Below are 22999 nucleotides of genomic sequence, written 5' to 3'. Positions count from 1 at the left end.
AAGATTACAACTGACACAAAAATATGCCGTTGTGTGTCACTATTACTTGACAGTTACGTGTTATGGTGATACACTGCGGTTGCTGAAAGAGACAAGCTTTCAGATAATCGAGGCCACACTAATATCATAAGAGCTCCTCAGGAGCCAAGGGAGAGAGAAATGAGATATACACTGGTATTTATGTGTCTGGCAGTCATGGTTGCACTGGCGGCAGCGGTTCCGGTTTCGGCAGACGATTTTGCCTACGGTACTATCGCCGGGACAGTTTACCGAAGCGACACCAATGCCCCGTTAGCCGGTATTTATGTGAGTTGTTGGTATGGGAGTTCATTGCGGTGGACCACGGTGACGGATGAATATGGCGACTACTCATATACCACGCTTGCGGATACATACGGCTTTTCTGTCCAGGCAGAGGATGGTTTCTACAGTATCTATGTTGATAATATAGAGATATTGCCGGACGAGACAACCGAGCAGAACTTCACTCTGACCCCATATGCAGTTCCGGAGCCAAGCGCAATGCTTGTGATGTTATTCGGGGGCTGTGGTATATGCGGAATGCTGCTGAAGAGGCGTACACGATAGGCAAAGCATCATTTCTGGATTGTGGTATGTATCTCAGAATCCGGCTGTGATGACAGCGCATTGCTATCGCCAATACATACAAAAAGCGCACCCAACTTTTGGCTGGGTGCGCTTTTGTTTTGTTGTTGCCTGTGCCATCTTACGAAGACGCTGATTGACTCTCCACAGGCAGAGCCTTCAAATCGGCTTCCTTGGTGAAGAATATCTTGCCGTCCTCGAGTTCCGCACGGACCGTGTCTCCGGCGGTGAATCGCCCGAGCAGAATTTCTTCCGCCAATGGGTCTTCAATCAGTCTTTGAACGGCGCGTCGCAGCGGTCTTGCGCCGAACTGAGGATCAAAACCTTCTGCCCCAAGCAGTTCCCTGACCTCACGTGTGACCTCGAGTTCCATACCCTGACCGGATACCTGCTGACTAACACGGTTCACCATCAGATCGACGATCTTCAGAATTTCATCCCGCGTGAGCTGATGGAATACTATGACATCATCAACACGGTTCAGGAACTCAGGTCTGAATGTCCGCTTCATCTCTTCGGTGATGCGGTGCTTCATGGACTCATAGGCACGCTCAGACTCCGCAGGCGACTCTTCAGGCCTGAAACCGATTCCCGGTCCGCCCTGGATCGACTGAGCGCCGATGTTGCTGGTCATGATTATGATCGTGTTCTTGAAGTCCACGATCCGACCCTGCGAGTCCGTAAGCCTGCCGTCCTCCATTACCTGAAGCAGGATGTTGAAGACCTCTGGATGCGCCTTCTCGATCTCGTCCAAGAGCACCACTGAATACGGTCTTCGACGAACTGCCTCTGTGAGCTGACCGCCCTCATCATAACCGACATATCCAGGAGGCGCACCGACCAGTCTGGATACGGAGAAGCGCTCCATATACTCGGACATATCGATACGAATGATCGCGTCTTCAGTCTCGAACAGATACTGCGCCAGCGCTCTGGCAAGCTCGGTCTTTCCTACGCCTGTAGGTCCAAGGAACACGAAGCTGCCCATCGGCCTCTTCGGGTCCTTCATGCCCGAGCGCGCTCTCCTTATAGCCTTTGAAACCGCAACAACGGCATCGTGCTGACCGATCAGTCTGCCATGGAGGACATCCTCCATCTTGAGCAGCTTGCTCGACTCGCCTTCGACCAGCCTTGAGACCGGGATTCCCGTCCAACTGTAGACAATATGAGCGATTTCGTCTTCGTTTACTACAGATGGCTGGCTCGCCTTATCTTCTTTCCATTTGCGGTCGAGTTCATCGATCTTCTCACTGATGTCATGCTCTTTGGCTCTGAGTTCGGCGGCCTGGTCATAGTTAGACCCGGCTGGGATCGAATTAAGCTCAGACTGTATGCCTGTCAACTCCTGCTTCGCATGCCTTAGCTCAGCAGGTGGCATCGCTAACCGCAATCTGACCCTGGATGATGCTTCATCGATCAGATCAATAGCCTTGTCCGGCAGCGCTCTGTCCGTGATATATCTGTCGGAGAGCTGCGCTGCTGATATCAACGCGATATCCTCGATTGTTACGCTGTGATGTTTCTCATAGCGGTCACGCAGACCCTTAAGAATCTGAATCGTCTCGTCTATGCTCGGCTCACGAACCTGCACCGGCTGGAACCTGCGCTCAAGCGCTGCATCACGCTCGATATACTTGCGATATTCGTCCATTGTAGTCGCGCCGATACACTGCAGTTCGCCCCGCGCCAGGGCAGGCTTGAGTATATTGGATGCGTCTATAGCGCCCTCAGCAGCACCCGCGCCGACGAGTGTATGCAGCTCGTCGATAAAGAGGATCACCTCACCGGCGGCCTTGCGGACCTCCTCCATGACGCGCTTCATTCTCTCTTCAAACTCACCACGATACTTGGTTCCCGCGACCAGCCCCGCAAGGTCCAGCGCGACAATCCGCTTGTCTTTGAGGGTCTCAGGCGTATCTCCGCTGATGATCCTCTGAGCAAGCCCCTCGGCGATGGCAGTCTTGCCGACGCCAGGTTCGCCTATAAGACATGGGTTGTTCTTTGTTCTGCGCGAGAGTATCTGCACCACACGCTCGATCTCATTGTCGCGCCCGATGCATGGGTCCAGCTTCTCCTGTCTGGCAAGCTCGGTGTAGTCTCTGCCGAACTCATCCAAAGTAGGCGTCCTGGAACGTGTGCGGGTCGAGGTAATAGCTGTTGTCTCTCCGTCCTGCAAGTTCATCACCTCTCTGCGAGTTCGTTCGAGGTCCACTCCAAGTCTCTGCAGAACGCGGGCAGCCATTCCTTCTCCCTCGCGTATCAGACCAAGGAGCAGGTGTTCAGTGCCGATATAATTATTGTTCAGATTCCTTGCTTCGTCATATGCAAGGTCTATGACTCGTTTTGCCCTGGGAGTAAGCTGCATATCCTGCCCCAGACGCCCGTCACCTCGTGTGACCTGGCGCTCGATATCGGAGCGAATCCTGCCAAGACTTACGCCCATCCTATCCAGAATCCTGGCGGCTACGCTGTCGTTTTCGCGCACAAGACCCAGAAGCAGATGCTCTGTGGAGACATAATTCTCTCCCAACCTACCCGCTTCTTCCTGCGCGAAAAACACCACTCTGCGTGCTCGTTCGGTAAATCTTTGCCACATCTTATAGTTTCCCCCCTTTACATATGGGATCCTGATAATTGAGTATATTGGATTTTATATTGAGTATTTTATAAAATCCTCGTGAAACGATATATTTGAAGAGCCAATTGCGAAACGAGAGAACGTCTTAATTTTTGTCATTCCGAACTTATAATCCGAATTGCAGTATATTATTTGTCGAGATGTAGCCGCAATTCGGATTAGTGAGGAATCTGCTTTGAACCTTACGCTGTAACAGCAGATTTCTCGCTACGCTCGAAATGACAGAGTTGATGACTTTTGCAATTACCTCTGAAATCTTTACTTTTTTAGACGGTCGCATATGTTTACAAGTTCAATACGGCACAATCAGTATACCCGAGCTAGCCGGATATTATGTGCACATCAGCCAATTTCTTTCTGAGAAAAGCCGCGCGCTCTATGCTCACGCCGCCGTCATCACCCGCACCTGCCTGCATCCCCACAAGAAGCTCATTCATCAATGAGCCGGTGCAGTTGATTGTCAAACCCAGTGCGCTCGCAAGACGGATGGGGGACATATGAGTCACCGCATCCTGCGGCTTCACAGACATCGCACTCTTTAGCGTATCCAATGATCTGCGCGCGATATCCAACAAACGACTTCTCTGTTCGTTCAATAGTTCCTTCCGCGCAAGCCTTTCTTCGGCAAGTAAATATTGCGCGACGGACCGGACTCTCTCGATAATTTCTTTCTCACTGATCCCGAGAGTGACTTCATTGGAGACCTGGAACATGTCTCCAAGCCATCTGGTCCCTTCACCGAAGAGACCCCTGATCGACACTCCAAGGTCATATGCAGCTCTGAGCTGAGTATTGACCTTATGTTTCAGAGCAAGCCCGGCCAGGTGCATCATGGTCGATATTCTAAGCCCCGTCCCGACATTGCTCAGGCTCGCGGTTAGATATCCATACTTTCCCGAATGGCCGTAATTCAACCCCTCTGCAAGAATATCATCCGCCCAGTCGACCAGTTCCCATGCCTTTTCGCATGCCAGACCCGACGCAACAGACTGCAGCCGGATATGATCTTCCTCATTAATCATTATGGAAAGCGCGGCGCTCGGCTCTAGTATGATTGCGCGGCCATGACCGCCACTTATTTGTTCCACGCTTGCCATATGTGAATCAAGCAGGAAAAATTTCTCTTGCTTGCCGAGTTTGTCAATGTTTATCAGCTTGAGCTTGGGAAAACGTTCCCTAAGTCCCGAACTGGCACCGCGCACTTCGGATATCACCATGGATAAATCTTCCCCGCTGGCGCGAGATGGAAACGGGTAGTCCGCCAGGCTTCTGGCCAGTCTTGCTCTGGTGGAGATTACAACATCGGCGTCGGGACCGTCGCCCTTGATCCAGTCGGGGACTATTTCACTCATCTTTCGAGAGTTTTACCAATATGAAATGTGTTGCCCTGGGCAGATTTCAACGCATGCTCAATCTCACCGGCAAAGCGTGCATAACATAGACAGCATCCGGGTTTGCCGTCGACTACGATATCGGCCAGAGTCGTTCCACAGAGCCTGCAGCTATATGCAGCCGACTCGGGTGTTTCTGACTTTTGTACAGTCGAGACTATCCGGTCGATGTTCAGTCCTGAGATCGAGTAAAGCCTTGTCCGTTCGTTTGCACAGTCCTGACAAACGAACGTCCGGCAAATATCCTCGCCCTTACGCCTGACCATGACCAGCTTTGCAGGTCTGTCGGCGCAAATCTCGCATTTTACGGGGTCACTTATCAAAGAAACCTCCGTCGCGACGCAGTTTCGTCACAACGTATTACCACTCACATTAATATTTTCTGGGGGCGCGATCGGATATCGCGCCCAAACAAATATACGTATTAACTTTCCAACTTTTTGACTTTAAGCCTGACTTGATGCGTATTCGTGGAACACCTTCATCAGTTTCTTTGTGATCGGTCCGGGTGTTCCATCGCCTATTGCCCTGTTATCAAGCTTGACCATCGGGATGACTTCCGCGGCTGTCCCAGTAAGGAATGCTTCATCAGCCGAATAGAGGTCGAAGCGTGTATATATCCCTTCGACAACTTTGATCCCCATCTCTCCGAGTAAATACATAGCCGTCTGCCTGGTTATGCCCTCGAGGATGCCCAGATGTGCGGCAGGAGTGTTCACGACGCCGTCTTTTATAAAGAAGATATTGTCTCCCGTGCACTCAGCGACATGGCCGTCCTCAGTGAGCATAAGACCTTCACCGGCGCCCACATGGTTGGCTTCGAGTTTCGCCTGAATGTTGCAGACATACTTGCCAAGGGACTTGATCCTCGGCTCCAGGACCTGAGGATTTGCGACCCTTGTCGCCACTGTGACCACTTCCAGGCCGTTATCATACATCGACTGAGGATAGAGCGAGAGTTTGTCCGTCGAGACAACGACTGTCGCCTCACCCTTTATATTTTTGGGATCGAGGCCAAGAGCCAGACCGCGAGAAATACTGACGCGGATATAGCCGTCGGTGACCTCATTCATTTCCAGGAGCTTTTCGACACTACCTGCGAATTTGGCTTGATCCATCGGCATCTCGATTGCCAGCGCCTTCAGAGAATTGTAGAGCCGCGAAACATGCTCTTTTAGCTTGAAAGCACGCCCGTTGTATGCCCTGATGCCCTCGAATGCGCCGTCTCCATAGAGAAAGCCGTGATCGTAGATCGAGAGATGTGCGTCCTCTGAACGCACAAAATCGCCATTAAGAAAAACCCACTTATCCATTGAAATGCTCCTGATGATATTATTATAACACACTCACATTCTCGTCACAAACAACGAGACATGAGGGAAATCCGGTACATTAATATATCGCCCCACACAATCCAAATACTCAATACAAAATCCCAAATACTAAATTAGTTGCTCCACCACATTTCGCAGGGCTGCTGAGTGATGGTTGCTTCTTTGAGCAGGGAGACTGCCTTTTGGAAGCCTTCGTTGACGGACATCAAGCCGTCTTCATGTTCTATGGAGAGGACGAAATCATAGCCGACCGACCGCAGAGTGCTCACGATGTCTTTCCACACATGCAGGTCATGCCCATAGCCTATAGTGCGGAATACCCAGCTTCTGCCGAGCACATCGCCGTAGTTTTTTGTGTCGTTGCAGCCGTTGATGGATGTGTTGTGCTCATCAATACGGCAGTCCTTGGCGTGCGCATGGAATATCGCGTCGCCCAGCGTGCGGATCGCCATGCACGGGTCGACACCGTTCCAAAAGAGATGGCTCGGGTCAAAATTGCAGCCTATGAAGTCACCGCATGCGTCACGCAGCTTGAGCATGGTCTCCACGTTATATACACAAAAGCCCGGATGCATCTCCAGAGCGACCTTGACGCCGTTATCTTTAAGGAATTTAGCCTGCTCACGCCAGTATGGTATCAGGACTTCGTTCCACTGCCAGTTCAGTATATCGACATAGTCCGGCGGCCATGCGCATGTTACCCAGTTCGGCCTTGTCGCATTGGGTCCATCGCCCGGACAGCCGGAAAAGTTATTGACCACTCCGACCTCGAGTTCTTTCGCCAGTTTGACTGTCTTGTTGAACGTGTCGCGATCCTTGGCGGCGAAGTCTTTGTTCGGATGCACGGGATTGCCATGGCATGACAGTGCGCTGATCTGGAGTCCTCGTGAGTTTACGGCATCGAGCAGTGCTTTCTGAGCACTGGTGTTTCCGAGAAGCTCATCGACATTGCAGTGTGCATTTCCCGGATAGTTGCCGCAGCCCAGTTCTATCATTTCTACGCCTGAGGCTGCTATATAGTCCAGAGCCTTGTCGAACGGCTGTCCGGCAAATAGCACTTCAAATACGCCTATCTTCATATGATTTCTGCCTCCGCTTGATCGCCATTAACAGGAATTATAGTAACTTTATGAGCGTAAATCAAGTCATCGTTGCCGAATGAGTGTTTGGGGGTTATACTGTCTGGTAATACTGCCCGTCAGACGGAGGTTATGATATGAAGATTGCTTTCTTTGGATCGAGTCTGCTTTCTTCGCATTTCAATCCGCCCGCGGCATATTTGCGCGGCATTATCCGAGCGCTGCATGACCGCGGACATTCTATTACATTTTATGAACCCGACGCATTCGACCGCAGTCAGCATCGTGATCTGGATGAGCCGGACTGGGCAAGAGTTGTCGTTTATTCGGCTGAGGGCGAGGACGGAGTGCGCAGTGCTCTGGACGATGCACGTGATGCTGATGTTGTGGTGAAAGCCAGTGGAATAAGAATTTTCGACGAACTGCTGGAGGCAGCCATTCCATGTATGAAACGCCCTGACTGCGTCTGTGTATTTTGGGACATGGATGCGCCGATCACGCTCGACCGCATTGAAAAGAATCCGAACGATCCATTTCGCGCGAAGATATCCGGATATGACCTGATACTAACTCATAACGGCGGCGATGCCGTTCGGAATGCATATGCAGCATTGGGTGCAAGAAAAACTGCCGCCATACATAGTGCGATAGATCCGAAAACTCATCACCATGTCAGCCCTGAGGAACGCTTTAAGGCTGATCTGGGTTTTCACGGGGACAGGCTGCCTGGGCGTGAGTTACGGGTCGATGAGTTCTTCTTTGGCGCGGCGCGCGAGATGCCTTATTCCAAATTCATGCTTGCGGGAAGCGGGTGGGGGAGCAGGCAGATGCCCGACAATGTGAAACCGGTAGGCGAAATATATTCATGGGATGTAAACGCATTCAACAGCAGTCCGCTGATGATCCTGAATGTGGCATGGGAGGCCGTTGCGCATTATGGGTTTTCACCCACAGCCAGGGTGTTTCAGGCTGCCGCTGCCGGAGCATGTATCATAACTGAACGATGGGACGGCCTGGAAAGGTTCTTCGAGCCGGGAAAAGAGATATTGACTGCTCAAAGTGGAGCTGATGTTGCTCATCATATGCGTGAGATGAACCAGGCGCGTGCACTCGCGATTGGCAAGGCGGCGTATGAGAGGGTAATCACCGATCATACATATGCGCGCCGTGCGGCGGAGGTTGAGACGGCGCTGAATTTATAAAGTAAGCTCAGATCGACTTCTCAATGCTATTCCATTTTGCATCACTGTTTGTCTGGAGACTAGCCCTCCCAAATGGGAGGGCAAAACATTTATGGGTGCAAGCGGTCTGGATGGCCGAGGTTCTTCGCGACTGTCGCCTGAATATCCGACATAGCAAGCTTTATCTGTTTCTCTTCATCTGCCCTGTTTCTCGCAGCGGCTGCTCCGCCTGCTCCATAGACATTGCCCGCATAAAAGCTGAATGATAATAGCCCCAAAACAACTCCGGCGCTGTCGTCACCACGATGGAAGCGGTCAATGGCAAAGCCGGCAAACACTGCATTTACAAGAAACGCTGTCCAACCATCACCGGCACGCCCGGCATATCCTTGCCCTGTGCCTGGAATTATTGAGGACATGAGCGCTGCTTTTGCAGGTGATTTGCGCCGCACAGCCATAAAGAAATCGCATCTCTGAGTAAGTGATTTTGCCGCAGGTTTCAGAGGACTATCGACATATGATTTTTGAAACTGGACAAAGCATTCCTTTGCTCCCTTCCAGTCATGACGAGTGAGCTTGATAATGCCCTGGAGAAACGCGGCATCATCGGTATAATCACTGCCCGCCGGAGCGGACTCCACGTAATGGACACAGACGTTTTGCGCATCATCGTAATTGCCGCTTGCCAGCATACATTCGGCTAAACGATAAGCTGCCTCTGTGACAATCGGATCATTCGGGAATTCGGATATTAACTGGCTCCAAGCATCACAAGCACGTGCCCATTCCCGAGCCTGCTGATAACAAGCAGCAGCCGCATATCCAGATTTGCACTTTGCCTCTTGAGTGCCTGCTTCAAATGCATAGCGCTTGAATTCGGTGACTGCTCTGTAGAAATCTCTCTCGTTGAACAACGAGACACCAAACTGATAAGTGCTGTCTTCAGATGTATATGCAATATTCGACATGCACAATGCAATGATCAACCCGACACCACAGACAAGCAAACGCTTATAATTGCTACTCAACACAGGGGATACCCTCCAGATGAAAAGCAACCACTGACTTGGGACAGTGGTTGCCATATAACACAACTTGCATATTTGCGAAATCTAATGCCATGAACAATGATCGATTACCGGATCATAGAAGACCGACCTGTTATTATCTCGCTTCTTACCTCGAGAATAGCAGGTTGGATTGATGCAGCAACTGCATCTTTGCAAGCGATCCGTTGTCATCAATAGTCCCTTTGCAAAGCCATATTTCTGGATCGCTTCTTGTGAAAACCTCGAACAAGACGGAGTAAAGTTGCACACCGGTCCGCGAACCTTCGAGAGTGTGTTTCTATATCCGCTGAAAAGGTTTCCTAATGCCCGTGATACCCCACTATATGAGTCCTGATCTTGCTCATCAACTACCGGCATCATACAAAGTGGGGTCCATCCTGTCTGACTTTCGTCATAGCGATCAATTGTTTCAGCATATGATTGGATCGCCACCAAGCATATAAGCACCATTGCGACAATTGTCAATCGTGCTATTGGCATATTACTTGATCTCGCAATACTCTTGCATTGTCTCACCATTGTATGCCTGATACCCGTTATATAATGAAGCAACAGATCCTACGTAGGGAACCATTTCCAGCCAGGTGCGAACAGGAATTTCATATCCTGAGTTCATCATATGTCCGGCAGGCAAGCCTGTCCAGCAGCATGCCGACTTCAAACCAGCGCCCAATCCGCCTTTACCACTTGCTTGTGTTGCAGACAGGGATTCGACCCCCAAATATTCTTGTGCTGTTTCGCCTCTGTATGCAGCTATACCATCTGTTATCATAGGGATTATTAATATCCTTGCCCATGACCGCCCAGGTACCGATATGCCTGAATTCTCAAGTTGGCCTGACGGCACTCCTATTAAACAACAACTTGCCAGACCAGGAACACAGCCGCCGTTTTGCTTTTCAGCAGCAAATACGGGGCATGTCGCGGCCAGAGATACAGCCGCAAATACTGCCAAAATACATACTACCCTCTTCATAGCAACCTCCATATTTTTACTGCTGAGATTGTATTGTAAATATACGAAACAGTCAACAATATTTTTACTGCTGATTTATTGTATGATCAGATTGGAACAACTCCCAAGTCTAGTCTTGTCACTCTTGGTTATTATGCGCAAGTCTTTGATGCGCAATTGAACCAAGCGCCCGCGTCTAAAACACAAAAAAACCATGTGACAATTCGGTTTTTTAACCTAGTCACATGGTTCATTCTACCAGCTATTTTGAGCTCAATGGTGGGGACGGTGAGAGTCGAACTCACATGAGCGTTATGCTCACTTGGCCCTCAACCAAGCGCGTCTGCCATTCCGCCACGTCCCCATGGCACATATATTTTACTATTCGACGAACCGCACGTCAATACCCCGAGCGCTTATATGCTAATTTTTTGACTGATCTTGACCCCTTCTCCTTATGGAACTATCATGTCCAATGTCGACGTAATCGAGGCAGGGAGGCATTGATGAGATATACACGGTATTTCTTTGTCGTGATTGCATTAGTCCTGGGCTTTGGTGCACACCTTTATGCTGCTGATGAAGCTCAAAAGGTTGTTGTAAACACAAATATTGTTTCGGGCACACAAAGGATTTATGATGTGGTGCTGACTGTTAAGGGCGCGACAGAGACTGTGCTTACGATGAAAATCAGGCACAGATATATCGACCGCTCGGATGATGGCGTCATGCTCATGGAAGCCTCTCTTGAACACGGCACACTTCGCTCAGGCGGTCAGGAACTGTTTGTCAGCCCGAGTATATATCCTAAGCTGACGATAATGCTCGACCCGGGATATCACATCAAGGACATCTTTGGTTCGATCAGCACAGGTGAGCAGTCGAATGCCTCATGCATAAACTATTCGAATATGATAGTACTTTTCTATCTGCCGGATGGCGATAAATGGCATACTGTCGGCGAGAGCTGGGAGAGCAGCGTCTCACTTCCAACTGCCGGGGAAACGTTTAATATTGTAAACACGTTAAAAGGAGTAGAGACTGTCGGCGCCGAAAATATAGCCGTTGTAGATCAGAAGATATCGCGTGTGAGTGCTCATTCATCCGCAGTGAGTGTTGAGAGTCGCTTCAGGTGTGGTGATGGAAAACTGTTGGAGTCTCACGTTTTATGTGCAGTACCTGATGTGGTTGATTCAAAGTCCATATCACAAGTCACTATGGACATAACCCAATCCAAATAATCAATAATCAATATAAATTACAAAATGGTATTTATTGGCGTATTGCTTGCCTGCGCTTTTTTGATAATGATTGTACGTTGGTGGTCGGAGGGAATGATCGAGTTCTCGGACGCGGTTATTCTTGCGACTATTTTGTGCTGGACGTCGCTTGGAATGACCAGGGCACATACACTTTGGCAATGGCTGTTAGTGATATTGCCGTTTGCCGGCGTCGGCGGATATGTGGCATATTCGTTCAGAATAGGTGGGCTGCGGTCGTTCTATAGGGGTCAGATGGAGAAATATGTGGACGCAGTGCACATAGACCCTGCAAACGTAGCTGCAAGGCAATATCTGGCCGACACTTTATACAAGTTGGGTGAGCTTGATCAAGCGATAGACGAGATGAAGGCCGCTGTGGATATGGGAGCGGGTATCGAATGCGAATACACCCTGGCTGCATGGCAGCGTGAACGTCATGTCAGAGATACTCTATATCCATATTGCAGGATATGTCTTATCGATTATCCTCGCGGCACTCGTGCATGCAAGAAATGCGGATCGCACCTGTCTTATCAAAATTCGTTAAGCAGATGGCTCTCCGGCGGCAGCACCCACGGGATCCGCTATTATATACTGTTGCTTTTTGGTGTTGCATTGGTGGGTGTATCAGTGCTGCTCCTGCCGTTGAAGTATGCGCTCATTCCGTCGGCACTGCTTTTGGCGGCGATGATAGGTTGGTCTTTGATAAGCTCGGCTAGATGATAAAACAGACTCTGCATTTCGTTTGAACGATTCCGGCGGTCGGGTAAGCTAATAATGAGCCACAGTAGTGACCTCGCAGTCCTGATATTAGGAGGTACACGACAGTGAACAAATCGCCGGTTACTATCAGACGCAACGTTGAATCATACACCGATCCTTATATCGACGAAGAGTCTCTTGAAGAAAACAGTCTTTGCGTAAAGTGCGGAGCTGTTTATACGGCGGGACGATGGTATAGGCAGGCAGACCTTTCCAAGCAAAAAAAGGCCGAAGGTATTCAGCACAAGACCATTTGCCCGGCATGTCGAAAACAGCGGGACAATGTTCCAAGCGGTATTCTGAAGCTGAGCGGCAAATTTATCGAGCAACATAAGGATGAGATACTCAGCTTGATCCGCAATGAGAGCATGCAGGTGCTTAGCGACAATCCGCTCGAACGGATTATGAGCCTTGAGACGGTGAGGGACGGCATCGAAATAACTACGACGAACGAAAAACTGGCTCAGAGAATAGGCAAGGCAATACATAAAGCATATAGCGGCAGCATTGAATATAAATGGTCTGGCGATAATAAGCTGGCCAGGGTAAACTGGCACAGAGACATATAGAGTGGTAGTCTTACTTCTAATTTCTACATCTAACTTCTAGATCGGGGGTATGGCGCATTGAATATGATGGACTTATTGAAAAAGACGATGAACTTCGGACTGGGGGCGGCGGCTTTGAGTGCAGAGAAACTCAAGCAGTTTGCAGATGAGGCTGTCTCCAGGGGTGAGATGAGTTCGGATGAGGCGAAGCAGTTTGTCGAGGATGTCACCAAAAGGGCCGAGGAAGACAAGAAATCGGTGCAGGAGTGGATTCGTGAGCAGATGTCAAAGATGCTTCAGCAGGCCGGGGCTGCCGAGTCCGCCAAAGTGACCGAACTGGAACAGGAAATAGACATGCTGGAAAAACGCCTCAGCCATCTTGAGAAGAAAGTTGAAGAGATCGGCATAGTATGTCCTTCCAAGTGTGAATAGGCCTAAAGTGGGCAGAGTTTCTGTGTTCGGCAAAAAGTATGGGTTTCGCTGTGCATTGGTTGTTGTTCTTGTAGCGGCTTCAGGACTTGCCGTAATGTTGCTTGCCGACTTCGGTACGGTAAAAATGTCGGGTGCCGGTTATCCTGTCTGCCTTGGTGGTTGGCGAAATATTGCATTTGATGAGATGCAATGGCGCGGGGCAGATGGGAATGTAAAACAGCTTTACAGTCGCGGCCCCGGACGAGACAACAGACGCGCACGTATGGTTACCGATCTCATTTCACATCACTTGCACAAGGGCATGGCAAAAGTTCGAGTGGAAGATATGCTAGGACGCCCGATGGCAGGTGGGGACGGTGTTGAACTCTATGATCTCATGGCATTTCCCAGCTTGGACCAAAAGATCGTGGCATGGCTAAGATGGCGGTCATCGCGCCCAATCCTTGCTCTGACTTATCGGGGTAGGACGGGTGCGGAAAAGCTTGAAAGCGCTGAGGTATTATAATGCAGTGGGTTATGAAGACATAAGCTATGCGGGCAAGAATGCCCGGCAAGACGGGTCTGGGGCAGGAATACCCTCGACCATCATAGCGTCGTTTCTGCAGTATAGGTGGCTGCCGGAGAATGGTTTTGGACTCTCAACTCTCTACCCTCCACTCTCCACTAATAAAGGAGCGCATATTTGTTACTCGACAAAAGCCGCAGGCATCTTCAAAGATACCGGCAGATAGCAAGCATCCTGGCCAAGCACGGCTGGGGCTGGATGGTCGGCAGGCTCGGGCTGGCCGAGCACCTGGGTAAGGGCGCACATATCCAGGAAAAGATAGGCGCGCCTGCTCATATACGTGAAATACTCGAAGAACTGGGTCCCACTTTTGTCAAGATGGGTCAGATACTCTCCACTCGCCCAGATATCATCCCCGAACCGTATATCAGCGAGCTTGCAAAACTTCAGGATACTGCTCCTACTGTTGAATTTTCGCAGATACGCGAAGTCATCGAGTCCGAGTTCGGCATAGGTCTTGAGGAGTTGTATAAAGAGTTCAGTGTTGAACCGCTTGCAGCAGCGTCGCTTGCTCAAGTCCACTGCGCCAAGTTACTCGACGGCACCCAGGTGATCGTAAAAGTCCAGAGGCCGCATATACGAGACGTTGTTGATACTGATCTTGAGATCATGTATAAGCGCGCTCAGTTCCTTGAACAGCACTGGGAGAGAGCACGCACATACGGCATTCTGGATATTGTTGACGAGTTTGCGATCACGATTCGCGAGGAGCTTGACTATACCCGCGAGGCGCGAAATACGGATAGACTGCGTGAAACTATATCTGATGAGCGGCATGTACATGTGCCGCTTGTATATTGGCATCTTACTACCGGCAGGGTGCTTACACTGCAGGCTGTCGATGGAGTCAAGATAACGGAAGTCGCACAAAACCCGATTCCTGGTGTGGACAATAAGGAGCTTTCAAAACGTTTTGCTGCATCTTTCTTTGATCAGGTCTTTGTGGAAGGCTTTTTTCATGCCGATCCGCATCCGGGAAATGTCATGGTCACAAAGGAGGGTGAGATTGCTCTGCTCGACTGTGGTCAGGTGGGTCATCTCGATCCTGAAATCAGAGCCGGCGCGATCAGGATGCTGATGGCATTCGAGCAGCAGGATGCGCGTGTGCTGGCTGATGAGATACTCGATCTAGGTATATCCCAGGATGAGGTGGATGTCCGCCGGTTCACTCAAGACCTGGGCAAGGTGCTGCGTTCGTATTATAATGTTCCTGCACGCTCTGTTAATATGGGACAGCTTCTGAGCCGTGTGCTGAATGTCTCCGCAAGTTACAAGGTCCGTCTTCCGGCAAGTTTTGCAGTGTTGGGAAAAGTGTTCGCCAATGTGGAGGGAATTTGCCGTCAGCTCGACTCGGACTTTAATTTCACGGAGGTGGCAAGAGGTTATGCGGGGAAGGCTGTAAGGAGTGAGCTTCGTTCTGAGGACAACTTAACCGAACTCTTCCGCGCATTGGTGGCTGCAAGAGACTTCCTGTTTACCCTGCCTGAACATCTCGACAAGCTGGTCCGTAAGGCAGTCGAGGGGTCACTGCGCGTCGAGTTCAAGCACCAGGGGCTTGATGATGTCTCGCGCACTTTCCAGAGCGCTGCAAACCGCATAGCGATAGCGCTGATTGTCGCGGGTGCGATTGTTGGGTCATCGCTGGTGGTCACGGCAGGCAAGGGTCCGGTCTCGTTTTTCGGCCTGCCGACGCTGGGAGTGCTGGGATACACAGTTGCACTGGTGTTCGGTGTCTGGCTGATTGTGTCGATAATGCGGTCAGGCAAGCATAAATAAACAATATTATAGTGGATGGGTGAGTCTATGAAGCTGCGCAATCTCTCTGCAATTGTTCTCCTGGCTGTATGTATTTCGTCGCCCTTGGCTGCGGCTGGAAAATTGACTGTCGATCCGAATCAAACTCGATCCGCCGTCTCAGAACCGACTCCCACGAGTGAGGACGTCACTCAAAAAGTGACGTATGAAGCACGAAAAAAGACCGTTTCATCTATATTGGCCGATTTGAGTGAAATCACCGGCGTCAAGCTCTATGCAGGCTATAACAATATCGACTGGCAGGTGCGCGACCGCAGAATGAACATTTTTGCAAATGACATTCCGCTCGCAAACCTTATGAACTCGATTGCCAGGGTTATGAAGTTCAAGTGGAGCAAGAGCGAGAATAACGGTGTCGTAAGCTACAGGCTTTATATGGATCGAAAGACACTGCTGGGTGCGGATCGCCAGAGGTATATTGAGGAAGAACGTCTCAATAAAATAGAGGCCGAAGGGCGGGTAAAAGTCCTTGACGGTCTTACTGCGGCATCCACGATGAGTGATAGGGACTTGGAACAGCTCAAGAACACCGACCCGCAGCTTTATATGCAGTGCAAAATGGGATACCAGAACCTGCTGCCTGCTTTATTTGAGCAGAACCCTGCGGCCAAGCAGGCCTGGTTGTCAGGCGATATGCTGCGGTTGGGTTCATCAGACCTCTCTGATGAGATCCGACAGTCTATTCTGAATGTTCTTATGGCCCGAAATACCGTTGTCAAAGAGCTCACAGGTAAAGGGTCAGACAGACCGGTAAGCGATTCGGACAGTATTGATAATACTGGAATTTACATCAACTATGCAAAAGAGGTGACCGGCTACAGGGGAGATTCCTATATCGGTGACGTATATCTTCACTGCATTGGGAAGGATGGAGCCTATGGTATGTTCAAAAGCCCGGACAATGAATATGCAAATGCAAACGCTCGGAGACAAATTCGGATGTTGGACGGGATGGCTGTCGATCCAAATCAAGTAGAACCGAAGGATGTGTCGAAGACCGATTTTGGAGAACCGTTGATCGAGCATGAAGATGATCCTGCGCTAGATGCGATGGTGAAATTGGATATGGATGGCAGCACTTTTGTCGACCTGCTGGCGGCATTGGCAAAGGCATCGGGATACACGATAGTCTCCGATAGTTTTTGGTCATACTCCAAGTATCAATACGGCAAAGATGTTGATAAACGACTTAAAGATATTCTGTATGTGATCGAGCATAGCCGCCACAATTGGCAAAGGCAAGGCTCGATTATAGAGTTCAGGGACAGAGATTGGTTCAGAAAGCGCGCTTCGCAAATTCCTGAAGCATGGTTGGAAGCCTGGCGAAAAAGTTTGAAGGACACCGGTACATTGGACATAGATCAGCTTGGCCAGATTTCAGTGCTCAGCCATGATCAGTTTTCACAAAATATACTGATTGATGAGGTTCTTGGAAACACGCATCTACCATTATCCTGGATATTCTTCAAAAGCAGTGACTTTATAAAAGCCTATATCTGCCTGAGTGACGCTCAAAAAACGGTGCTCTATTCAGAAAATGGACTCGATTTGAGTGGTGTAATGCCGGCGCAATATGAGATAATATCCAGGATATTCCGCGGCAAGGCATCATCTGTTGAAGACTTCGGCTCGGACATAAGACTTCAATGTAAACGTGAGTCACAGGGAAAGATGTTCAAATATACATTTACAGCCACAGCAGGCAAAGATCAGCCTTCTGTTAAGCATGTGTTTTTGACACCGGAATACAAGCCACCTGTAAAGAAAGAACTCACAGACGAAAAGCCAAATGCAGGCCAGAGTCAGCAGTCGAAACAAGATAGTAATGAGTCTGGAGTAACACAAAAGTAATCATGAGCAGTTTGACATATGCCGAAGTCGATCTTTCGGCAATAAGAGATAACATAAAAGCGATTCGCGCCAGGGTGGGTGAGCGCGTAAAGATAATGCCTGCAGTGAAGGCAAATGGGTATGGCCATGGTGCAGTTCAGGTAGGCAGGGCATGCGTACAGGCCGGGGCGGATGCGCTGTGTGTCTCATGCGTGGAAGAAGCGGTTGAGCTGCGCGACGCCGGAATAAACGCAGCGGTAATGACGCTTGGCTGTTCGTCGAATGACGCTGCGGAGACTTTGGTCGAATATGGCATCGAATCCACTCTTTGTGACCTGGATTTCGCAAGAGCACTCTCAGATGCGGCGGTCAAGAATGGAAAAAAGGCGTCAGTCCATATAAAAGTGGATACGGGCATGGGCAGAATAGGAATACGCCCTGACGAGGCTGTTGATTTTGTCAAGGCAGTTGCCGCATTGCCGTCGATAAGCATTCGGGGGATGTTTACACATTTTCCATGCTCGGATGAAGATGATCGGTCATTTACTCTTTCGCAGATCGATATATTCAAACAGACCGCAATCTATCTCAAACAGGCTGGTATTGAGATTCCATTATTGCATACGTCCAACAGCGGTGGAATACTTGCATATCCTGAAGCTGATTTCGACGCTGTGCGCCCTGGGATTATGGTCTACGGCTATTATCCGTCAAATGAAGTGGCAAAGAGTATATCGATCCGCGAGGTTCTGACTCTCAAGAGCCGGATTGTTTTCATGAAAGAGGCTGAAAAAGGCACCGGCATCAGTTATGGTCGCACGCATGTACTAAAGCGCCGGTCGAAAGTCGCGACGGTGCCCATCGGCTATGGCGACGGCTATTTCCGGCTGCTTTCAAACAAAGCTGCTGCGGCGATTCGAGGGCAAAAAGTGCCCTTGATCGGTCGGGTGTGTATGGATCAGTGTATGTTCGACGTCACTGATGTGCCGGGAGCAAATGTTGGCGATGAGGTCGTATTATACGGTGGAGGATACGATTATCTGAGTGTGGCGAGAATTGCCGATTCGATAGGCACGATATCGTATGAGCTTTTGTGCGATATCAGCCCGCGCGTGCCACGGCTTTATTTGAACGAGTAATCCAAGCGAAATTTTCATGTTCGTCTGGGGGATTCTTACCCCAGACGCAGCTTATGCGATAATATGTGCGGACAGTAATGCCCGAGAAGAGTGGTCGGGGGCAGGAATACCCCGACTATTATGAAACTAAAAACTAATAACCAATGACTAAAAACTTATGAAAATAGCAGTAATCGGATCGGGAAGCTGGGGCACAGCCTTAGCTGTCCTGTTAGGTAAAAAAGGATATGATGTAAGACTTTGGAGCAGACGCAAGGAGCTTGCCGATGCCATCGCGCGTGACCGTCAGAATTTGCAGTATCTGCCTGAAGTAATGCTGCCGCAGACGATCATGAGCACATCGTGTTTTGATGAGGCGCTCAGTGGGGCGGAAGCCGTTGTCCTTGCTGTTCCCAGCACAGGTGTACGTGAAGTGGTGACGGCAATATGCGGCAAAATCGGCGTAGATATCCTGCTGATCCATGCTGGCAAGGGTCTTGAAAGTGAGACAGGTCTGAGCGGCTCTGGGGTTATCATGGAAGTTCTGGGCGATGAGATCGGCAGGGGATGCGTTGCCTTATCGGGTCCGAACCTGGCGGTGGAGCTTGCACACGATATACCCACTGCCACTGTCGTTGCGTCATGCGATATGAGCCGTGCCGCAAAGGCTCAGGATATCTTTTCATCTCAGAGCCTGAGGGTTTATCGCAACCCGGATATTGTCGGTGTCGAGCTTGGAGGCGCACTGAAAAATGTCTTCGCCATCGGCTCGGGAATATCTGACGGTCTGGGCTACGGGGACAACACCAAAGCTACACTTGTTACACGCGGTCTGGCTGAAATGACTCGGCTGGGGATAAATCTTGGTGCCGAATCCAAGACGTTTACCGGTCTGTCGGGCTTTGGTGACCTCATGGCCACATGTGCAAGCCGGCTTTCCCGTAATCTGCGTCTGGGGCTGATGCTGGGGCAGGGGATGGGGCTTGATGAGAGCCTGGGTGCGCTTGGCCAGGTGGCAGAAGGCATGCATACATGCGAGGCGGCATACCTACTGAGCAAAAAGCATGGCATATATATGCCGATTACAGAGCAAATCCATGCAGTATTGTTTGATGGAAAATCATCCAAACAGGCAGTATATGACCTCATGTGTCGTGATCAAAAGGATGAATTGAGCTAATTCTCCCCGTACATATACCGGAACTAATCAAAATTAGGCTTCGTCATATTAACATCCACCATCAATGGGGTATATAAGTTAAGGATGTGCTTGCAGCCGGGCGAGTCCGGCAGGTCACACCAATACGCTAAACTAGCGGGCGGTCGAAAGACCACCAAGGGGCAGTGGAAAGAGGTATAACTATGCGTTGCAGGTGTGGAAACGAAATAAACAATGTGCCAGAACACCTTCGCGGTCTGGCAAACTGGGTGTGCCAACAGTGCACCAATGTCGCTCCGAAAGCGGCATCGGCTCCAGCCGAGGAGAAGAAAAAGCAGACGTCTCAGGTTCAGAAGAAAAAAGCTGCCTGAGAGTGCCATTGCAAGTTTATTGATTTCTGACTTGGGGGTTCGTCCTTAGGGGCGGACCCTTTTGTGTTATTTTTCTGGGCACATGCCATCCGGCACCTGATACCTGGCACCTGACACCCGATACCCGATACCTGATACCCGCCGCCCCCGATAGTTGTCGAATGCCTGCCGGTCTGATATAATCGCGTTGATAATCAGGAGATACGCGAATATGAGAATTCTTGAGACCGATCGCGACCCGGCAGGCGAGATAAGCGCTGCGCTAAAACCAGTCGAGTCCGATGCCAACCTTGAGCTGGAGAAGACTGTCTGTGACATTATTGCCGATGTCAGGGCACGCGGTGATCAGGCACTGATTGATTACGGCAGAAAGTTTGACTCGCCACACCTCGACAGTCTTCAGGCAGATGCAGCCGAGTTTGAAGAAGCCTATACCAATATCAGTCAGGACCTGTTGGCTGCAATCAGGACTGCAAAAGCAAATATTGAGAAATTCCACCGCAATCAGGTCCAGAAATCATGGATCGAGAGCAGTGAGTCATATACATACGGTCAGATTGTCCGGCCTATTGAAAGGGTTGGAATATATGCTCCCGCACGGCTTGCTCCGCTTCCGAGCACCGTTCTGATGACCGCCGTTCCGGCTGTTGTCGCAGGCGTAAAAGAGATAATACTCTGCTCACCCCCTCGTGAAAACGGCAAAATAGACCCCACCATGCTGGTGGCGGCGCGCGAGTGTGGAGTAGAGAAAGTGTTTGCAGTCGGTGGAGCACCTGCAGCCGCTGCCATGGCCTATGGCACTCAGAGCGTGCCCAAAGTGGATAAGATCGTCGGCCCGGGCAATGCATTCTTCGTCGAAGCCAAGCGGCAGCTTTATGGCAGAGTTGGAATAGATCAACTGGCCGGTCCCAGTGAGATACTCGTGCTGGCCGATGACAGCGCCAACCCAGCCTATGTGGCGGCAGATATCCTCTCACAGGCCGAGCATGCAGAAGATTCGCGCTGTGCTTTGGTCACCAACTCTCGTCAGCTCGCGGATGCGGTCCTAAAAGAAGTCCGTAAGCAGACAGATTCGGCCTCGCGCAGTGAGTATATACAAAAATCACTTGAAGGTTTCGGTGTGATCGTAATTACACGTGATATGGACGAAGCAGTCGACCTGGCGAACGAGTTTGCGCCGGAGCACCTGGAGGTCGTGACACGAAGCCCATGGGAGACTCTCAAGCGCATCAAGAATGCCGGCACGATCCTGCTGGGCGGGTATACGCCTGTGCCTCTGTGCGACTATGCGGCCGGCCCAAATCACACTCTGCCTACGGGCGGCACGGCCAGGTTCAGTTCCGCGCTGAGTGTGGATGACTTCATAAAAAAGTCCGGCCTGCTTTCATATAGCGAAGATGCTTTGCGCGGAATCGCTCCGACTGTTGTCGAGATGGCAAAAGCAGAGGGACTTGACGCGCACGCTAATACGATCAAAGTCAGGACCCAGTGAATTTTAGATTTAGGATTTTATATTGAGTATTGGTGTTGGAGGCTTCTTTATGAGCGATAGAAAAGCTGACATAGAAAGAAAAACAAAAGAGACACAGATAAGCGTCTCGGTCAACTTGGACGGCACTGGTGAGAGCACGATCGATACCGGGATCGGCTTTTTCGATCATATGCTTACGCATCTGGCCAAGCACAGCCTCTGCGACATGATCATAAAATGCAAGGGTGACCTGGATGTGGATGCGCATCACACAGTCGAGGACGTCGGCATAGCGATAGGCAAGGCCATTGCGCGTGCAGTCGGCGATAAAGCGGGCATTGTACGCTATGGTTCGTCCGTCGTGCCGATGGATGATGCTCTTGTTATGACTGCTCTGGACCTGAGCGGGCGCTGCGGGCTTGTATATGGTCTTGCGATAAAGAAAGAGATGATTGGCGCATTCGACTCCGAGCTGACACCTGAGTTCTTCAAGGCTCTGGTCAATAACGCCGGTATCAACGCACACATTCGCCAGCTTGACGGCTCGAACGCACATCACATTGTCGAGGCCGCATTCAAGTCGTTCGCTCGTGCTCTGCGCGAGGCCATCTCGGCTGATGACCGCGTAACCGGTATACCATCGACCAAGGGAACGCTCTAGCCGATCATACTCTGATACCTCAAGCCTGAGTTGTGGGGTGGTGATGTAATTGGGGCTTGACTTTACGAAAAATCAGAAGATTACTCTGCTCGCAATTGCAGGCATTGCTGCCATAGGTCTGTCTGTATCCAACTTTCGCGGAGTTTCGAGCCGTTCTGACGACGTTGTGATTACGGAGTCCGGCAATAGTGGTTCAGCGAAAGTAGTTGCGGAGGATAGTGATTCGACCTACTCCAACTACAACTCAAATCGCAAGGTTATCTTTCAAGTGGCGGGATGTGTGAAAGCGCCTGGAGTCTATTCGCTTCCATACGGCAGCCGCGTATACGAGGCCATAAAAGCAGCAGGCGGCGCGAAAGATAATGCTGACACTCAATCGCTCAATCTTGCAGCCAGGATTGAGGATGCTTCAAAGATAGTAGTTCCGGCTGTCGGTCAATCTTCAGCTTCACCAATAGGCATGCAGAAGACCGCTAGCGCAGTCGTGGTCAAAAACTCAAGCTATACATCCGGCAGCGATAAGCTCTCAAGACCCGGCGAGGGAGTTGTGCACATCAACTCGGCAACAGGCGATGAGCTTCAGAGACTGCCCGGAGTCGGTCCAGCGACTGCTCAGAAGATTCTTGATTACAGGACACAGATAGGCAGCTTCAAGTCTCCAGAGCAGCTTCTGGATGTTAAGGGCATAGGTCCAAAGAAGTGGGAGAAAATGCGCTCGTTCGTCGCGCTTTAATTTTGCATTTCCAGAAGT

At 50.3% G+C, this 22999-nt stretch carries 24 protein-coding genes and 1 tRNA gene; 16 read left to right on the top strand and 9 right to left on the bottom strand.

The genetic code is table 11. The features are described 5' to 3' along the window. Positions 1–159: 159 nt before the first annotated feature. On the top strand, positions 160–588 hold the full coding sequence (locus LLG46_11570; GenBank protein MCE5323938.1) for a carboxypeptidase regulatory-like domain-containing protein: 429 nt from the start codon (positions 160–162) through the stop codon (positions 586–588). A gap of 139 nt (positions 589–727) precedes the next feature. Here the strand turns inward: LLG46_11570 and LLG46_11565 are convergent, their stop codons facing one another. The 5 genes from LLG46_11565 to LLG46_11545 all read right to left on the bottom strand — a co-directional run bounded on the left by LLG46_11565 (position 728) and on the right by LLG46_11545 (position 7048). Next, on the bottom strand, positions 728–3202 hold the full coding sequence (locus tag LLG46_11565; protein ID MCE5323937.1) for an ATP-dependent Clp protease ATP-binding subunit: 2475 nt from the start codon (positions 3200–3202) through the stop codon (positions 728–730). A gap of 362 nt (positions 3203–3564) precedes the next feature. Next, complete coding sequence (locus LLG46_11560) at positions 3565–4596, bottom strand: ATP--guanido phosphotransferase (GenBank protein ID MCE5323936.1); 1032 nt, start codon at positions 4594–4596, stop codon at positions 3565–3567. Beyond that, positions 4593–4958 carry a hypothetical protein gene (locus LLG46_11555; GenBank protein ID MCE5323935.1) on the bottom strand — a complete coding sequence of 122 codons (366 nt, stop codon included), beginning with the start codon at positions 4956–4958 and terminating at the stop codon, positions 4593–4595. Before LLG46_11555 ends, LLG46_11560 begins: the two co-directional genes overlap by 4 nt. Positions 4959–5081: 123 nt before the next feature. Continuing rightward, positions 5082–5948, bottom strand: a complete 867-nt coding sequence (gene ilvE / locus LLG46_11550) for a branched-chain-amino-acid transaminase (GenBank protein MCE5323934.1) — start codon at positions 5946–5948, stop codon at positions 5082–5084. Between the two features lie 134 nt (positions 5949–6082). Then, positions 6083–7048, bottom strand: coding sequence for a sugar phosphate isomerase/epimerase (locus LLG46_11545; protein ID MCE5323933.1), 966 nt, complete (start codon positions 7046–7048; stop codon positions 6083–6085). A 137-nt stretch (positions 7049–7185) separates the two neighbouring features. Here LLG46_11545 and LLG46_11540 point away from each other — a divergent pair, with 137 nt between their 5' ends. Beyond that, on the top strand, positions 7186–8250 hold the full coding sequence (locus LLG46_11540; protein ID MCE5323932.1) for a glycosyltransferase: 1065 nt from the start codon (positions 7186–7188) through the stop codon (positions 8248–8250). Between the two features lie 89 nt (positions 8251–8339). Here LLG46_11540 and LLG46_11535 read toward each other — a convergent pair whose 3' ends face one another. The 4 genes from LLG46_11535 to LLG46_11520 form a co-directional block, all read right to left on the bottom strand. Continuing rightward, positions 8340–9260 carry a tetratricopeptide repeat protein gene (locus tag LLG46_11535; GenBank protein ID MCE5323931.1) on the bottom strand — a complete coding sequence of 307 codons (921 nt, stop codon included), beginning with the start codon at positions 9258–9260 and terminating at the stop codon, positions 8340–8342. A gap of 81 nt (positions 9261–9341) precedes the next feature. After that, positions 9342–9779, bottom strand: coding sequence for a membrane protein insertion efficiency factor YidD (yidD, locus tag LLG46_11530; GenBank protein ID MCE5323930.1), 438 nt, complete (start codon positions 9777–9779; stop codon positions 9342–9344). Position 9780: 1 nt separating this feature from the next. Further along, positions 9781–10275: a hypothetical protein gene (locus LLG46_11525; GenBank protein ID MCE5323929.1), complete on the bottom strand. Its 495-nt coding sequence runs from the start codon at positions 10273–10275 to the stop codon at positions 9781–9783. Between the two features lie 256 nt (positions 10276–10531). After that, positions 10532–10618: transfer RNA gene (locus LLG46_11520), tRNA-Leu, on the bottom strand. 142 nt (positions 10619–10760) lie between these two features. Between LLG46_11520 and LLG46_11515 the strand changes: the two genes are divergently transcribed. From LLG46_11515 to LLG46_11450, 14 genes are all read left to right on the top strand, one after another. After that, entirely contained in the window at positions 10761–11495 is a 735-nt protein-coding gene (locus LLG46_11515) for a hypothetical protein (GenBank protein ID MCE5323928.1), read from the top strand. Between the two features lie 93 nt (positions 11496–11588). Further along, the gene (locus LLG46_11510; GenBank protein ID MCE5323927.1) at positions 11589–12239 is read left to right on the top strand and encodes a tetratricopeptide repeat protein; all 651 of its coding nucleotides are present in this window, start codon (positions 11589–11591) and stop codon (positions 12237–12239) included. A gap of 104 nt (positions 12240–12343) precedes the next feature. After that, positions 12344–12847, top strand: a complete 504-nt coding sequence (locus LLG46_11505) for a 60S ribosomal export protein NMD3 (GenBank protein ID MCE5323926.1) — start codon at positions 12344–12346, stop codon at positions 12845–12847. A gap of 63 nt (positions 12848–12910) precedes the next feature. After that, positions 12911–13258, top strand: coding sequence for a phasin family protein (locus LLG46_11500; GenBank protein MCE5323925.1), 348 nt, complete (start codon positions 12911–12913; stop codon positions 13256–13258). Positions 13259–13265: 7 nt separating this feature from the next. Further along, positions 13266–13763 carry a hypothetical protein gene (locus tag LLG46_11495; GenBank protein ID MCE5323924.1) on the top strand — a complete coding sequence of 166 codons (498 nt, stop codon included), beginning with the start codon at positions 13266–13268 and terminating at the stop codon, positions 13761–13763. Continuing rightward, positions 13741–13989 (top strand): hypothetical protein, encoded by a 249-nt coding sequence (locus LLG46_11490; protein ID MCE5323923.1) that lies wholly within the window; start codon positions 13741–13743, stop codon positions 13987–13989. The genes LLG46_11495 and LLG46_11490 overlap by 23 nt, the downstream gene beginning before the upstream one ends. Further along, positions 13941–15599 carry an AarF/ABC1/UbiB kinase family protein gene (locus tag LLG46_11485; GenBank protein ID MCE5323922.1) on the top strand — a complete coding sequence of 553 codons (1659 nt, stop codon included), beginning with the start codon at positions 13941–13943 and terminating at the stop codon, positions 15597–15599. The genes LLG46_11490 and LLG46_11485 overlap by 49 nt, the downstream gene beginning before the upstream one ends. 27 nt (positions 15600–15626) lie before the next feature. After that, the gene (locus LLG46_11480; GenBank protein MCE5323921.1) at positions 15627–17489 is read left to right on the top strand and encodes a hypothetical protein; all 1863 of its coding nucleotides are present in this window, start codon (positions 15627–15629) and stop codon (positions 17487–17489) included. A 2-nt stretch (positions 17490–17491) separates the two neighbouring features. Next, positions 17492–18607, top strand: a complete 1116-nt coding sequence (gene alr / locus LLG46_11475; protein MCE5323920.1) for an alanine racemase — start codon at positions 17492–17494, stop codon at positions 18605–18607. Positions 18608–18764: 157 nt separating this feature from the next. Next, positions 18765–19766: an NAD(P)-dependent glycerol-3-phosphate dehydrogenase gene (locus LLG46_11470; GenBank protein MCE5323919.1), complete on the top strand. Its 1002-nt coding sequence runs from the start codon at positions 18765–18767 to the stop codon at positions 19764–19766. A 182-nt stretch (positions 19767–19948) separates the two neighbouring features. After that, on the top strand, positions 19949–20116 hold the full coding sequence (locus LLG46_11465) for a hypothetical protein (GenBank protein MCE5323918.1): 168 nt from the start codon (positions 19949–19951) through the stop codon (positions 20114–20116). 211 nt (positions 20117–20327) lie between these two features. Further along, positions 20328–21608 (top strand): histidinol dehydrogenase, encoded by a 1281-nt coding sequence (hisD, locus tag LLG46_11460; GenBank protein MCE5323917.1) that lies wholly within the window; start codon positions 20328–20330, stop codon positions 21606–21608. Between the two features lie 49 nt (positions 21609–21657). Then, positions 21658–22248 carry an imidazoleglycerol-phosphate dehydratase HisB gene (hisB, locus tag LLG46_11455; GenBank protein MCE5323916.1) on the top strand — a complete coding sequence of 197 codons (591 nt, stop codon included), beginning with the start codon at positions 21658–21660 and terminating at the stop codon, positions 22246–22248. A 49-nt stretch (positions 22249–22297) separates the two neighbouring features. Beyond that, complete coding sequence (locus tag LLG46_11450) at positions 22298–22981, top strand: helix-hairpin-helix domain-containing protein (GenBank protein ID MCE5323915.1); 684 nt, start codon at positions 22298–22300, stop codon at positions 22979–22981. Positions 22982–22999: the final 18 nt, after the last annotated feature.

The organism is bacterium (assembly GCA_021371935.1).
Classification (GTDB): domain Bacteria; phylum Armatimonadota; class UBA5829; order UBA5829; family UBA5829; genus UBA5829.
Note: the sequence above shows the minus strand (reverse complement) of the source record. Positions and strands in the feature narration are given on the sequence as shown.